Source organism: Kitasatospora sp. NPDC017646, assembly GCF_044329365.1.
GTDB lineage: Bacteria > Actinomycetota > Actinomycetes > Streptomycetales > Streptomycetaceae > Kitasatospora.
In genome coordinates this window covers 186620-200497 of the sequence record NZ_JBIRJC010000013.1, presented here as the reverse complement: position 1 = coordinate 200497, position 13878 = coordinate 186620, and the positions used below count along the sequence as shown (strand labels likewise).

Sequence of the window (13878 nt, the reverse complement as noted above, 5' to 3'; positions counted from 1 at the left end):
GGCCGGCTGCCCCTCGCAGCCGGCCCGCCCCCAGGCCCCCCTCAGACCACAGACAAACTCTCGAATCACGAAAGAGGGCTTGACGACCAGTGCTTGACGTCAACTTCTTCGACGAGCTCCGCATCGGCCTGGCCACCGCCGACGACATCCGCCAGTGGTCGCACGGCGAGGTCAAGAAGCCGGAGACCATCAACTACCGCACCCTGAAGCCCGAAAAGGACGGCCTCTTCTGCGAGAAGATCTTCGGCCCGACCCGGGACTGGGAGTGCTACTGCGGTAAGTACAAGCGCGTCCGCTTCAAGGGCATCATCTGCGAGCGCTGCGGCGTCGAGGTGACCCGCGCCAAGGTGCGCCGTGAGCGGATGGGCCACATCGAGCTGGCCGCCCCGGTCACCCACATCTGGTACTTCAAGGGTGTGCCGTCCCGCCTCGGCTACCTGCTCGACCTGGCGCCGAAGGACCTCGAGAAGGTCATCTACTTCGCCGCCTACATGATCACCTGGGTCGACGACGAGCGCCGCCAGCGCGACCTGCCGTCCCTGGAGGCGCACGTCTCGGTCGAGCGCCAGCAGATCGAGAACCGTCGCGACGCCGACCTCGAAGCCCGCGCCAAGAAGGCCGAGACCGACCTGGCCGAGCTGGAGGCCGAGGGTGCCAAGGCCGACGTGCGCCGCAAGGTGCGCGAGGGCGCCGAGCGCGAGATGAAGCAGCTGCGCGACCGCGCGCAGCGCGAGCTCGACCGCCTCGACGAGGTGTGGGCCCGCTTCAAGAACCTCAAGGTCCAGGACCTCGAGGGCGACGAGCTGCTCTACCGCGAGCTGCGTGACCGCTTCGGCACCTACTTCTCCGGCTCGATGGGCGCGGCGGCCCTCAAGGACCGCCTGGAGACCTTCGACCTGGCGGAGGAGGCCGAGCGCCTCCGCGAGATCATCCGCACCGGCAAGGGCCAGAAGAAGACCCGTGCGCTGAAGCGCCTCAAGGTCGTCTCCGCGTTCCTGCAGACCAGCAACAAGCCCAACGGCATGGTCCTGGACTGCGTCCCGGTCATCCCGCCGGACCTGCGTCCGATGGTGCAGCTGGACGGTGGCCGCTTCGCGACCTCCGACCTGAACGACCTGTACCGCCGCGTCATCAACCGCAACAACCGCCTGAAGCGCCTGCTCGACCTCGGTGCCCCCGAGATCATCGTGAACAACGAGAAGCGCATGCTCCAGGAGGCCGTCGACGCGCTGTTCGACAACGGCCGCCGCGGCCGTCCGGTCACCGGTCCGGGCAACCGCCCGCTGAAGTCCCTCAGCGACATGCTGAAGGGCAAGCAGGGTCGTTTCCGCCAGAACCTGCTCGGCAAGCGAGTCGACTACTCGGCCCGTTCGGTCATCGTCGTCGGCCCGCAGCTCAAGCTGCACCAGTGCGGTCTGCCGAAGGCCATGGCGCTGGAGCTCTTCAAGCCGTTCGTGATGAAGCGCCTGGTCGACCTGAACCACGCGCAGAACATCAAGTCGGCCAAGCGCATGGTCGAGCGTGCCCGTCCGGTCGTGTGGGACGTGCTCGAAGAGGTCATCGCCGAGCACCCGGTCCTGCTGAACCGTGCGCCCACCCTGCACCGCCTCGGCATCCAGGCCTTCGAGCCGCAGCTGGTCGAGGGCAAGGCCATCCAGATCCACCCGCTCGTCTGCACCGCGTTCAACGCGGACTTCGACGGTGACCAGATGGCCGTCCACCTGCCGCTCTCCGCGGAGGCGCAGGCCGAGGCCCGCATCCTGATGCTGTCCTCGAACAACATCCTGAAGCCGGCCGACGGTCGCCCCGTCACCATGCCGACCCAGGACATGGTGCTCGGTCTGTTCTTCCTGACCTCGGACCGCGACAACGTGAAGGGCGCCGGCCGCACCTTCTCGTCGACCGCCGAGGCGATCATGGCCTTCGACGCCCGCGAGCTGGACGTCCAGGCCCCGATCGAGCTGCGCCTCGGCGCCGGCACCGTCCCGCCGCGCGGCTGGACCCCGCCGGTGGACGAGGAGGGCCAGTCCAGCTGGTTCGAGGGCGAGCCCTTCCGCCTGACCACGACCCTGGGCCGCGCGCTCTTCAACGAGCTGCTGCCCGAGGACTACCCGTTCGTCGACTACGAGGTGGGCAAGAAGCAGCTCTCCGCGATCGTCAACGACCTGGCGGAGCGCTACCCCAAGGTCACCGTCGCGGCGACCCTGGACAACCTGAAGGCGGCCGGCTTCCACTGGTCGACCCGTTCCGGTGTCACCGTCTCGATCTCGGACGTCATCGTCCCGCCGAGCAAGCCCCAGATCCTGGAGGGCTTCGAGGCGAAGGCGGAGAAGGTCCAGAAGCAGTACGAGCGCGGTCTGATCACCAACGACGAGCGCAAGCAGGAGCTCGTCGGCATCTGGACCCAGGCGACCAACGAGGTCGCGGACGCCATGGCCGCGAACTTCCCGAAGACGAACCCCATCTTCATGATGGTCGACTCGGGCGCCCGTGGAAACATGATGCAGATGCGTCAGATCGCCGGTATGCGCGGTCTGGTGTCGAACGCCAAGAACGAGACCATCCCGCGACCCATCAAGGCGTCGTTCCGTGAGGGTCTGTCCGTGCTGGAGTACTTCATCTCCACCCACGGTGCCCGTAAGGGTCTGGCCGACACCGCCCTCCGTACCGCCGACTCCGGCTACCTCACCCGTCGTCTGGTCGACGTCTCCCAGGACGTCATCATTCGCGAGGAGGACTGCGGCACCGAGCGCGGCCTGAAGCTGTCGATCGGCTCCGTGGGCGCCGACGGCGTGCTGCGCAAGGCCGACGACGTCGAGACCAGCGTGTACGCCCGCATGCTCGCCGAGGACATCACCGTCGACGGCAAGCTGCTGGCCACCGCCAACACCGACCTCGGTGACGTGCTGATCGACGAGCTGATCCGCCACGGTGTGGGCGAGGTCAAGACCCGCTCGATCCTGACCTGTGAGTCGGCCGTCGGCACCTGCGCCATGTGCTACGGGCGCTCGCTGGCCACCGGCAAGCTGGTCGACATCGGTGAGGCGGTCGGCATCATCGCCGCCCAGTCCATCGGTGAGCCCGGTACCCAGCTGACCATGCGTACCTTCCACACCGGTGGTGTGGCCGGTGACGACATCACCCAGGGTCTGCCGCGTGTCGTCGAGCTCTTCGAGGCCCGTACCCCCAAGGGTGTGGCCCCGATCTCGGAGGCCGCCGGTCGGGTCCGCATCGAGGACACCGAGAAGACCCGCAAGCTGGTCGTCACCCCGGACGACGGCAGCGACGAGATCGCCTACCCGGTCTCGAAGCGCGTCAAGCTGCTGGTCAGCGAGGGCGAGGCGGTCGAGGTCGGTCAGAAGCTGACCATGGGTGCCACCAACCCGCACGACGTCCTGCGGATCATGGGCCAGCGTGCCGTCCAGGTCCACCTGGTCGCCGAGGTCCAGAAGGTCTACAACTCGCAGGGTGTGTCGATCCACGACAAGCACATCGAGATCATCATCCGGCAGATGCTCCGCCGCGTGACGATCATCGAGTCGGGCGACGCCGAGCTGCTCCCGGGCGAGCTCGTCGAGCGCGGCCGCTTCGAGCAGGAGAACCGTCGCGTGGTCGCCGAGGGCGGTCACCCCGCCTCGGGCCGTCCGCAGCTGATGGGTATCACCAAGGCCTCGCTGGCCACCGAGTCCTGGCTGTCGGCCGCCTCCTTCCAGGAGACGACCCGGGTCCTCACCGACGCGGCGATCCACGCCAAGTCGGACCCGCTGCTGGGCCTCAAGGAGAACGTCATCCTCGGTAAGCTCATCCCGGCCGGTACGGGTCTGCCCCGCTACCGCAACATCCGGGTCGAGCCGACCGAGGAGGCCAAGGCCGCGATGTACTCGGCCGTCGGCTACGACGACTACGACCTGTCGCCCTTCGGCGCCGGCTCCGGCCAGGCGGTTCCGCTGGACGACTACGACTACGGCCCGTACACCGGCTGAGTCGCGCGTCACTGATCGCCAGGGCGGTCACCCCTCACGGGGTGGCCGCCCTGCGGCGTTCCCGTACGGGCCCTAGCGGGCGGCGGACGCCGCCGCCGCGCGCCAGTCCTCCAGGCGGCGGATCCGGGTGTGGGTGTCCGGGTGGCTGGACAGCAGCCGCTGGCCGAGGCCCGGCCGGACGGCGCGCCCGCCGTTCTCCCGGGCGGCGATCGCCAGGGCCTGCTCCTCGTCCCGCAGGAAGCCGTGGAAGACCTCGATCATGGCGTCGGCGAACCCGAGTTCGGCGGCCTGGACGTCCGCCCGCAGCTCGGAGCGGCGGCCGACCGCGGCGAGCAGGTACGGCGTGACCAGGATGAGCAGCAGCGGCGGGAAGGAGAGGGCCACGGCCACCACCAGGACGACCGAGACCAGCCCGACCACGAGGGCGCCGAGCAGCGAGAACACCGAGGCGATCCGGAAGGCGATGACCGCCCCGATCCGGAAGGCGGCCCAGGCGATCCGGGCCGGCATCGAGTACCAGTAGCCGAGCAGGGTCGCCCAGGCGTGACCGCCGCGGTGGTGGCCGAGCTCGTGCGCGAGCACGGCGGCCAGCTGGGCGTCGGGGAGGGTCTCCAGCGCGTACCGGGTGACGCCGACGATGTGGCCGGCCGCCGCGGTGGCGTTGACGGCCTGGTGGTCCTCGATCCACAGGTCGTACGTCTCCGGGTTCACCCCCGCCTTGGCGGTCACCTGGTGCCAGATCGGCTCCAGGCGGGTCAGCTCGGAGTGCAGCGCCGGACGCATCCGGAAGAGGTGGCGGGCGAGGAGCTTCTCGGTCGGGCGGTGGAAGACCAGCGCGCCGGAGGCGATCCAGGCGCCGATCAGCAGGTAGTCGAAGGGCTCGGCCAGGAACAGCGAGACGATCCCGACCACCAGCAGGCTGCACAGGAAGTGCGGGAGCTGGAACACCAGTTGGCCGATCGCGGTGGCGTCGGCGCCGCGCTGGCGGGCGGCCAGGTGGATCCGGCCGGTGTGCGGGTCGATGTCGACGGTGGGGTCGAGCACGGGCGGCTGCGGCGGGGCGGGCGGCGGGGCGAAGGCCTGGGCGGGGACGCGGGGCGGCTGCTGCGGCGGGTGCGGGGGCGGGGTGGCGGCCGGGTACCGCGGTGCCGGAGCGGAGTACTGCGGAGGGGTGGCGGCCGGGTACCGGGGCGGTGCGGCGGTGGTGGGGTACTGGGGAGGGGGCGCGGTCGGGTACTGCGGTGCGGCGGTGGTGGGGTACTGCGGCGGGGTCGGGACCGGGTACGGGGCAGCGCCCTGCGGGTACTGCGGCGGGACGGTCGGGTACTGCGGCGGGGCGCCGGGGTGCTGCGGCGGCGGGGCGTCCGGGTAGGTCGGTTCGGTCATGGCGAGGTCCTCGGGGACGGGACGCGCGCGCGGCGGCGTCCTGACGGTGCTGGGCTGTGCATGACGGTGCTGGACGGGGCAGGACGGTGCGGGCGGTGCCGGACGGGCGTGCGGCGTCCGGTCAGCCCAGGAACAGGGCGGTGACCAGCGGGAACAGGCCGGCGCCGAAGGCGAGGATGCCGACCCGGACCCAGGAGTGCTTCCGGGAGACGATCACGCTGTTCTCCGCGAGCGCGGCGCGGACGGCCTCGGCGGCCAGTTGCTCGGTGTCGGCCAGGGCGTCGGCGAGCAGCCCCTGCTCGGCGGCCAGCCGGATGTCCCCGAAGTAGCCGAGCGGGCGGCCCGGGCGCCAGGTGCTGCGGCGGAAGCGGGGCAGCACCGCGAACAGCAGCGAGACCAGGGAGACGGCGATGCCGAGCCCGCCGAGGGCGAGCAGCGCTCTGGCGGCGGCGGAGAGCTGCTGGGGCGCCCAGCCGTTGCTGGTGAGCAGGCCGCCGAGCACCCCGACGATCACGCCGAGGGCGGCGACCAGTACGGCGGCCTTGCTGTCCGCGCGGGCGACCTCGGTGCGCAGTTCGGCGAGCAGGTCGGTGCCGGGCGGTGGAGGCGCCGCGGCGGTGGTGGGCGTGGCGGTGGTGGGCGGGGCGGACACGGCGAGCTCCTCGGGTTCACGGTGCGAGTGGCGGGTTCGGGCCCTTGTCGAGCCGGGGCGCACCCGGGCCGGGCCCGCCCGGGCCGGCGGGCCGCTGCCGCAGGAGGGCTTCGAGCGCGGCCTTCGCGTCCTGGCGCGGGCCGTCCAGCTCGAACTCCTCCAGGGCGTTCTGGTCGAGCAGTCGCTCGATCAGGTGGAGCTGGCCCTGGACCAGTTCCTGCTGCTCGTCCTTCAGGTAGCCGAGGGCCCGCGGCAGGTCCTCGGGGTGGGCGGCGACCTGGAGGGCCCAGGCGGCGACCCCGCCCTGCTCCAGGTGGTACTGGTAGAACTTGGCCTTCGCGGCGAGGATCTCGTTCGCCTCCTCGACCTGCCGGAGGGCGTGCGGGTGCGCCTGGGTGTCGAAGTGGTAGCCGCGCAGCCGCTCCTTCTGGTCGCGGGCGGCCTGGTCGATGTCGAGCTGGACGGCGCAGCGCACCCGCAGGCCCTCGGCCTCGGCGACGGGGTACTCGTCCAGGGCCCGCTGGACGGCGGTCTCGGCCTCGCCGCTCCGGTCCGTGGTGAGGTTGCGGGTGACCGTCCGCATCCGCTGCCGGATCCGGGGGACGAGCAGTGCCGGGACGTCGCGGATCCGGCTGGCCACGACCAGCTCCGCCGCCGACACCTGCCAGTCGATCTCCACCACGGCCTCGAAGGCGCCGACGTCGTCCCGGCCGGGCAGCCGTTCCTCGACCCGCAGGTGGTGCAGGCCGAGGTCGACCTCGAAGGCGGCCTGGTAGCCGCGGCCGACCAGGTCGCTGAAGCCCGGGCGGTGCGGCGGCAGGTAGACCTGGTGGTCGCCGGACGGCGTGGTCAGGACCAGGGCGGAGTCGGCCCGGGCGTTCGGCCGCTTGGGCAGGCCGAGCGCGCGGCCGAGCGGGTGGACCGTCAGGACCGGGTCGACGAGGTCGCCGGCGGGGAGGTCGGGGCGGTGTGGTGCCGACATGCGCGGGTGCTCCAGGATCGGGACGGGTTCGGGTGGTGCGGCTTCAGGCGCCGGGCAGCACCGGGGTGGCCGGGCTGCCGGCACGGACGGTGCGGACGAGGTGGTCGAGCCGCTGGCGGTCGCGCTCGGTGACGGCCAGGTCGTCGAACAGCTCGGTGAGCCGGGCGGTGGTTCCCGGTTGGTCGGCGGCACCGATCAGCCAGCCGCGCAGCACGCCGAGGGCGGCGTCGCGGTAGACGCGGTCCTCCAGCGCCGTGCGCCACAGGGCGACCAGCAGCGAGCGGACGGGCACGGGCTCCTCGGGCGCGGCCAGCACCGTGACGCTGACCACGCTCCCCGGCTCGGGGCGCGGGCTGCGGGCGTACCAGTCGAGCAGCAGCGGTTGGCCGACGGCGGTGTCCTCGGTGCGCTGGGCGGCGGTCAGGAAGACGGCCAGGGCCAGCTGCCGCAGGGCGGCCGGGCCGGAGAGCCAGCGGACCAGGGCGCGCAGGGCCTGCTCGGCCTCGGCCGAGAGCAGGAGGAGCTCGGCGGCTTCCAGCAGGCCGAGCACCTGGAAGCGGTCGGCCTGCCCGGGCGCCGGGGGCCGCGCACCGAGCTGGAGCCTGGTGGCGAGCTGGTCGAGCTCACCGGCGCTCAGCCGCTCGGCGGCCAGCGCGAAGGCCTCCAGGGCCTGGGCCGGCAGGAGCGGGCCGAGCAGGGCGTAGCAGCGGATGGCGGTCCAGCGGCGGCGGGCGTTGTCGTCACCGGCCCAGCTGCGCAGGATGCGCGGGACGGCGGTGGCGCCCGCGTGGTAGGCGAGGGCCAGGCTGTTGGCGGCCTGGAGGCAGAGCCGGAAGTCCTTGGCACCCGACCAGGGGCCGAGCAGCCCGCTCATGGTGGCGGAGAGGTCGACGGAGGCCAGCAGGGCGGTGGCGGAGGCCACCCGGGTGCGGACCAGGGCGCGGGAGTCGGTGGCCAGCGCGTTCAGCCAGCCGGTGATCGCCGGGCGGGCCGAAGGGTGGCTCGTCCAGACCTCGCGCAGCAGGGTGGGGGAGGTGCGGGGGTCCAGGAAGGAGGCCATCCGCTGGGGGACCGGGCCCCACGGGGTCTGCTCGGTCTCCTCGGTGAGTTCGGCGCGGGCGAGGGCCATGCGCTCCCCGACCGAGCTGCCGAAGGGCGGGATGCCGTCCGGCTGCCCGGCGGTGCGGATGGTCTCCAGGCGGCGGAACAGCTGGTCGGCGCACTCAACGGCGAGGGTGTAGGGGGCGTGGTCGAAGACGGCCAGGGAGATCAGGAAGGCCTTCTCCCGGAGGTCGAGTTCGTCGTTGCCGAACCAGCGGCCCACCTGTTCCTGGACGATGCCGTGGCCGAAGCCGGCGAGGTCGGAGGGTTCGTCCGTCCCGGGTGAGTAGGTGGCCAGCGCGACGGAGAACTCGACGAGCTCCCGCATCGGCCGGTTCTGGGCCAGGAACACCCGGACCGGGTCGAGGGCGAGCAGCTCGTCGGCCGCCGGGGCCAGGGCGGGCGACCGCCGGACACCCACGTGCTTGAACAGCACGTCCCGGGGGTCGGGCGGCCGCCAGTCGACCGAGGGGAGTTCGCGGATCGTGTCGGACGGGAGGGTGGTGATGACCAGGTAGGCGTCCCGTGCGGCGAGGACCTCGCGGAGGCGGTCGAAGTCGGAGCGGCGCAGCGGGCGCGTGCGGGGGGTGGTGTAGTCGGCGAGGAGGTAACCCTCGGCCGGTTCGGCGCCGACGAGCATCGCGGCGGGGGAGACGTCGGGGTCGAGGTTGCGGATCCGGCGGGCGCCCATCCGGCGGAGCAGCATCAGCGCGGCGGAGCGGCGGCCGGTGTCGGCCCGGCCGGTGAGGATCAGGACCCGCTGCTCGTCCAGCACGTGGACGGCCTCGTGGAAGTTCGGTCCCTCGCGGAAGATCTTGCCCAGGGCGTCGAGTTCCTCTGCGGGCACCTCGCCGGAGGCGTGCAGCGGAGAACCGAAGGCGGAGCCGAGCTGGTAGACGGTGGTCTTGTGGCCGGTGACGACGTCGCCGTGGACCTGCCCGCCGGAGACGACGTGCTCGTCGCCGCCGACGAGGTTGCCGCCGAACTCGGGACTGCCGCCGGCGAAGAGGTAGTTGCGGCCGGCGAAGGAGTCCGGGACGTGTTCCAGCAGCTCCTGGACGGCCTCGTAGGCGTTCTGCGGCTCCTCGGGCGGGGCCTCCTGGAGGTCGTTCTCCTGGTCCGGGGCCTCCGGGTCGGCGGTGGCGGTCATCGGTCGCCGCCGACGGTGTTGCCGGTGTTGACGTCGCCGTGGACCTCGCCGCCGGAGACGACGTGCTGGTCGCCGCCGATCAGGTTGCCGCCGAAGGTCGGGGTGCCGCCGAGGAACTGGAAGGTGGCGGGGGTGCGGCTCTCGGCCGGGGTGGACTGGGCGACGGGAGCGGGGGCCGGGGCGGGGGCGGCGGCCGGGGTGGGGCTCGGGGCGCCGACCGGCTCGGGTGCGGGTTCGCCGTGCAGCCAGGCCGGGAAGTCGCCCTCCTTGCCCTGGACGGTGACCCGGTGGAACGCATCCGGCAGCAGCCCGCCGTGGCCGTGCCGGACGGTGCCCTGGTAGAGCGCGTCGGACACGGCGAGGACGCAGGGCCCGTCCCGGTGCCGCAGGGCGTCGCGAAGGGCGGTGGAGTCCAGCAGCCGGAAGGCCTGGTTGAGGTCCCAGCCGACGGCGCCGCCGAGTGCTCCGCCGAGTTCCTGGACGGCGACCTCGCCGCAGGCGAGCACGATCCGCAGCCGTACCCGGGCGCCGGCGGCCGAGAGGCGGTTGTTGGCGTGCAGGAGGGTGGGGGTCTCGTTGATCAGCGCGTGCAGCAGCCGGGGTTTGGGGACGGTGGGGCTGATCAGGGCCATCACGGAGTCGCCACGGTCCTCCAGGCGCTGGTCGGCGGGTTCGACACCGGCGCTGCGCAGCGTCTCGTGCAGGACCGAGTAGAGCATCCGGCGCATGAACGCCTGCTCGACGTCGTCCCGCCTGCCGAACTGCTCGATGTCCAGCAGCAGGATGGTGTGGTTCACCGGGTCGGTCATGGTCGCCTCTCGGTTCGTCGTCGGGCCCCAGCCTGCCCGTTGCGGGCGGATCGGTGTGAGCGCCGATGAGGTACTCGTTCTGTGACGGTGTGCACAGAACTCTCGTGCGGATCAGCGGACTTGACCGGGCCTCCGGAGCAGTTCGGGGCGCGCGACGACCAGTGAGCGGCGGCTGGTGACGACGATGCCGCGGTCCCGCAGGGACTTGAGCAGCCGGGCGACGGCCTCCCGGGAGGCGCCGACTGAGCCGGCCAGTTCCTGCTGGCTGAGCGGGACGGACACCACGATGCCCTCGGGGGTGCGGCGGCCGTGGGTGCGGGCGAGTTCCAGCAGGAGGTCGGCGAGCCGTTCGCTGACGCTGAGCGAGGCGAACTTCAGCCGGTGGTGGTCGGCGGCGCGCAGCCGGTCGGTGGCGAGCGCCAGCAGCTGCATCGAGGCCGCCGGGGTGCGCTGGAGGTAGGCGGTGAAGGCGGCCCGGTCCACGGCGGTGGTCTCGACCTGCTCCAGCGCGGTGACGGTGGCCGCCCGCGGCCTGCCGCTGAGGGCGGCGGACTCGCCGACGATGTCGCCGGGGCCGCGCAGGGCGAGCAGCGCCTCGTACCCGTTCTCGGCGGCGGCCGTCACCTTGAACCAGCCGCGCAGGACGAGCAGGACGTGGTCGGAGGGTTCGCCCTCGCGAAGCGCGGTGGTGCGCGCGGGGTAGTCGAGACGGCGGCCGAGGGCCAGCAGCGCGGTGCGGTCGGCATGGTCGAGCCGGGCCAGGAAGGGCACCCGGTCGTCGAGGCCGTGACCGGTCGCGGGACCTGGTCCGCCGGGCGGCGTGTTGGCCATGCCTGATCAGCCTTCGCTGGGTTCGCCTTGGCGCGGTCGGGCTCGGGAACGTCGGCGCGCGGGCCAACAAGTTACCCGCGAAGCGGCCCCCGCGTCGGTGAATCCGCGAATTTCCCCCCGACCTCCCTCCCCCTCACGGGGGAGCCGCGGGAACCGCTCCGGCGGGGGAGGTGGCGCAGGCGGCGGCCGCGGGAGGCTTCTCGGTGTCGAGATGACGGGGCTTGCGAAGGGGGCCGGACATGAAGCGGGCGCTGGGCGCGGTGGCGATCACGGCGGCGGTGGTGCTGGGGATGCAGGGGTGCCTGCCGTTCTGGGAGTCGGACGAGCACCGGACGATCAGCTACGGGGTGGCCGGGTCGGTCGGGGAGTTGGTGGTCGAGGGGGAGGACGGCGGGGTGGTGGTGACCGGCACCGGTGACGCGGTGCAGGTGGTCGAGAAGCAGACCTACCGGGGGGCCGCGCCGAAGACCTCCCACGAGGTGAAGGACGGCGTGCTGCGCCTGGCGTACTCCTGCGATTCCTGCGGGGTCGGGTACGAGGTGCGGGTGCCGGCCGGTACGAAGGTGCGGATCAAGGAGGAGAACGGCGGGGTGCGGCTGGTCGGGCTGTCCGCCGAGGTGGAGGCCACGGTGCAGAACGGCGGGGTCGAGGCGACCGGGCTGACCTCCCCGACGGCGCACCTGAACGCGACCAACGGCGGGGTGCGGGCCGACTTCGCGGCGGCGCCGACGACGCTGGACGCCAGGGTCGGCAACGGCGGGGTGCGGCTGAAGGTGCCGTCCGCGGCGGCGTACACGGTGACCGCGCAGGCCCGGGACGGCGGGGCGGACGTGGGCATCCCCTCGCAGCCGGGCGCGGCGCACAGCATCACCGCGCGGGCGGAGACCGGCGGTGTGACGGTCAGCGGTGCCTGACCGGGCGGTGCCGGAGGTTCTGCCGGTAGGGCATGATCTTCTCCGCGGGGGCGGGGTCCCCGGGTACGGGGGAGGGACGACGGTGGAGCGCGCGGCGCGTTGGCGGAGCCGCACGGCCGGGCTGAGCCCGTACGTGCTGGACACCTTCCTGACGGTCTGCTCGGTGGCGGTGTCGGTGTGGTCGGTCTACAACGACGACACGGACTGGCCCTGGTGGGTGTACCTGTTGGCGGTGTCCACCTCGATGTTCCTGCCCTGGCGGCGCCGCGCCTCGCTGCCGCTCCTGCTCGTCGGCAGCGCGCCCTCGCTGGTGCTGTCGGTGGTGGCGCACTCGGCGAACCCGCAGGTGCCGCTGTACGTGGTGATCGGGATGTACACGGTGGCCGAGCGCTTCCCCGACCGGCAGCGCTGGACGGTGCTCGCGGTGGTGGTGGTCGCCAACGTGGTCGGCACCCACTCGCCGAACGGCGCGCTGTTCAGCGCGCTCACCTCGGGCGGCTCGTTCGTCTTCGGTGTTCTGGTGCGCACCCAGCGGCAGCTGGCCCGGGTGGAGGCGGAGCGGGCGCGGGAGGCCGGGGTGCGGGCGGCCAGCGAGGCGGCCCAGGCGGTCGCCGAGGAGCGGGCCCGGATCGCCCGGGAGATGCACGACATCCTGGCGCACGCTGTCTCGCTGATGGTCATCCAGGCCGAGGCCGGGCCGCTGGTGGTGCGCGACAACCCGGACCGGGCGATCCGCGCCTTCGACGCCATCGCCGACTCCGGCCGCGATGCGATGGTCCAACTGCGGCGGGTGCTCGGGGTGTTGAAGGATCCGGAGGCGGGGCAGCAGCTGGCGCCGCAGCCCCGGCTGACCGAACTCGTGGACGTGGCCGAGCGGGTGCGCCGGTCGGGCCTGGGGGTCGAGCTCGAACTCGCCGACGGGCTGGGCGCGTTGCCCGCCGATGTGGAGGCGGCCGCGTTCCGGATCGTGCAGGAGGCGCTGACCAACACCGTCAAGCACTCCGGGGCCGACCGGGCCGCGATCCGGGTGCGGCGCTCCGGCGAGGTGCTGGAGGTGGTGGTCTCCGACAACGGCCGTGGGGTGCCGCTGACCGCCGACCGTACGGTGGCCGGCTGGTCCGGCGGGCGCGGGCTGGTCGGCATCCGCGAACGGGCGGCGGCCTGCGGCGGACGGGCCGAGGCCGGTCCAGGGCCGGAGGGCAGGGGTTTCCTGGTGAGTGCCCGGCTGCCGCTGGGGCCGGCGGGCGTGGTGGAGAGGGTGGGCGGATGACGCCGATACGGGTGGTGGTCGCGGACGACCAGGAGCTGGTGCGGGCCGGGTTCGGCATGATCCTGGACGCCCAGCCGGACATCGAGGTGGTGGCCGAGGCCTGCGACGGCGCCGAGGCGGTCGAGGCGGTGCGCGCCCACAACCCGGACGTGCTGCTGCTGGACGTCCGGATGCCGGTGATGGACGGCCTGGAGGCGGCCCGCCGGGTCTGCGAGGAGTTTCCGGCCACCAAGGTCATCATGCTGACCACCTTCGACATCGACGACTACGTCTTCGACGCGCTGTACGCGGGCGCCAGCGGCTTCCTGCTCAAGGACGTACGGCGGGACGACCTGGCGCACGGGGTGCGGATGGTCGCCTCGGGGGAGGCGCTGCTCGCGCCCTCGGTGACCAAGCGGCTGATCGGCGAGTTCGCCGCCCGCCGACCGAGCGGCCGGGAGCGGGCGGTGCGGCCGCCGTCCAAGCTGCTGGAGCAGCTGACCCTGCGCGAGCAGGAGACGTTGCGGCTGATCGCGCGCGGGCTGTCCAACGCGGAGATCGCGGCCGAGCTGGTGGTCAGCGAGCACACCGTGAAGACCCACGTCAGCAATGTGCTGAGCAAGCTGGGGCTGCGCGACCGGGTGCACGCGGTGGTGTTCGCGTACGAGGCCGGGGCGGTGGTGGTGGGGGAGTCCTGAGGTACTCCCCCGCACGGGGGAGGGGCCGGTTTCGCCGGTGCGGGCGATCCGCGACGAGGGGCTCGGCAGGGAGGCTCCGGGGTGTCGGAACGGACACGGGCCGGCGGACGCCGACAGCGGTCC

At 72.7% G+C, this 13878-nt stretch carries 10 protein-coding genes; 4 read left to right on the top strand and 6 right to left on the bottom strand.

What is annotated here, in order from left to right:
• Positions 1-89: 89 nt before the first annotated feature.
• A complete protein-coding gene (locus ACH4J0_RS22045; protein WP_396242210.1) occupies positions 90-3983 on the top strand; it encodes a DNA-directed RNA polymerase subunit beta' in 3894 nt (1297 codons plus the stop codon).
• A 72-nt stretch (positions 3984-4055) separates the two neighbouring features.
• On the opposite strand, the gene ACH4J0_RS22040 is transcribed toward ACH4J0_RS22045, so the two are convergent.
• From ACH4J0_RS22040 to ACH4J0_RS22015, 6 genes are all read right to left on the bottom strand, one after another.
• On the bottom strand, positions 4056-5369 hold the full coding sequence (locus ACH4J0_RS22040) for a M48 family metalloprotease (RefSeq protein WP_396242209.1): 1314 nt from the start codon (positions 5367-5369) through the stop codon (positions 4056-4058).
• A 121-nt stretch (positions 5370-5490) separates the two neighbouring features.
• Positions 5491-6021, bottom strand: a complete 531-nt coding sequence (locus tag ACH4J0_RS22035) for a Pycsar system effector family protein (protein WP_396242208.1) — start codon at positions 6019-6021, stop codon at positions 5491-5493.
• Between the two features lie 16 nt (positions 6022-6037).
• On the bottom strand, positions 6038-7003 hold the full coding sequence (locus ACH4J0_RS22030) for a hypothetical protein (protein WP_396242207.1): 966 nt from the start codon (positions 7001-7003) through the stop codon (positions 6038-6040).
• 43 nt (positions 7004-7046) lie between these two features.
• On the bottom strand, positions 7047-9254 hold the full coding sequence (locus tag ACH4J0_RS22025) for a hypothetical protein (RefSeq protein ID WP_396242206.1): 2208 nt from the start codon (positions 9252-9254) through the stop codon (positions 7047-7049).
• The gene (locus ACH4J0_RS22020) at positions 9251-10063 is read right to left on the bottom strand and encodes a hypothetical protein (RefSeq protein WP_396242205.1); all 813 of its coding nucleotides are present in this window, start codon (positions 10061-10063) and stop codon (positions 9251-9253) included. The genes ACH4J0_RS22025 and ACH4J0_RS22020 overlap by 4 nt, the downstream gene beginning before the upstream one ends.
• 111 nt (positions 10064-10174) lie before the next feature.
• Complete coding sequence (locus ACH4J0_RS22015) at positions 10175-10894, bottom strand: Crp/Fnr family transcriptional regulator (RefSeq protein WP_396242204.1); 720 nt, start codon at positions 10892-10894, stop codon at positions 10175-10177.
• A 239-nt stretch (positions 10895-11133) separates the two neighbouring features.
• Between ACH4J0_RS22015 and ACH4J0_RS22010 the strand changes: the two genes are divergently transcribed.
• The 3 genes from ACH4J0_RS22010 to ACH4J0_RS22000 all read left to right on the top strand — a co-directional run bounded on the left by ACH4J0_RS22010 (position 11134) and on the right by ACH4J0_RS22000 (position 13755).
• The gene (locus ACH4J0_RS22010; RefSeq protein ID WP_396242203.1) at positions 11134-11808 is read left to right on the top strand and encodes a DUF4097 family beta strand repeat-containing protein; all 675 of its coding nucleotides are present in this window, start codon (positions 11134-11136) and stop codon (positions 11806-11808) included.
• An 82-nt stretch (positions 11809-11890) separates the two neighbouring features.
• Positions 11891-13078: a sensor histidine kinase gene (locus tag ACH4J0_RS22005; RefSeq protein WP_396242202.1), complete on the top strand. Its 1188-nt coding sequence runs from the start codon at positions 11891-11893 to the stop codon at positions 13076-13078.
• Positions 13075-13755 carry a response regulator gene (locus tag ACH4J0_RS22000; protein WP_396242201.1) on the top strand — a complete coding sequence of 227 codons (681 nt, stop codon included), beginning with the start codon at positions 13075-13077 and terminating at the stop codon, positions 13753-13755. Before ACH4J0_RS22005 ends, ACH4J0_RS22000 begins: the two co-directional genes overlap by 4 nt.
• The last annotated feature ends 123 nt before the right edge of the window (positions 13756-13878 follow it).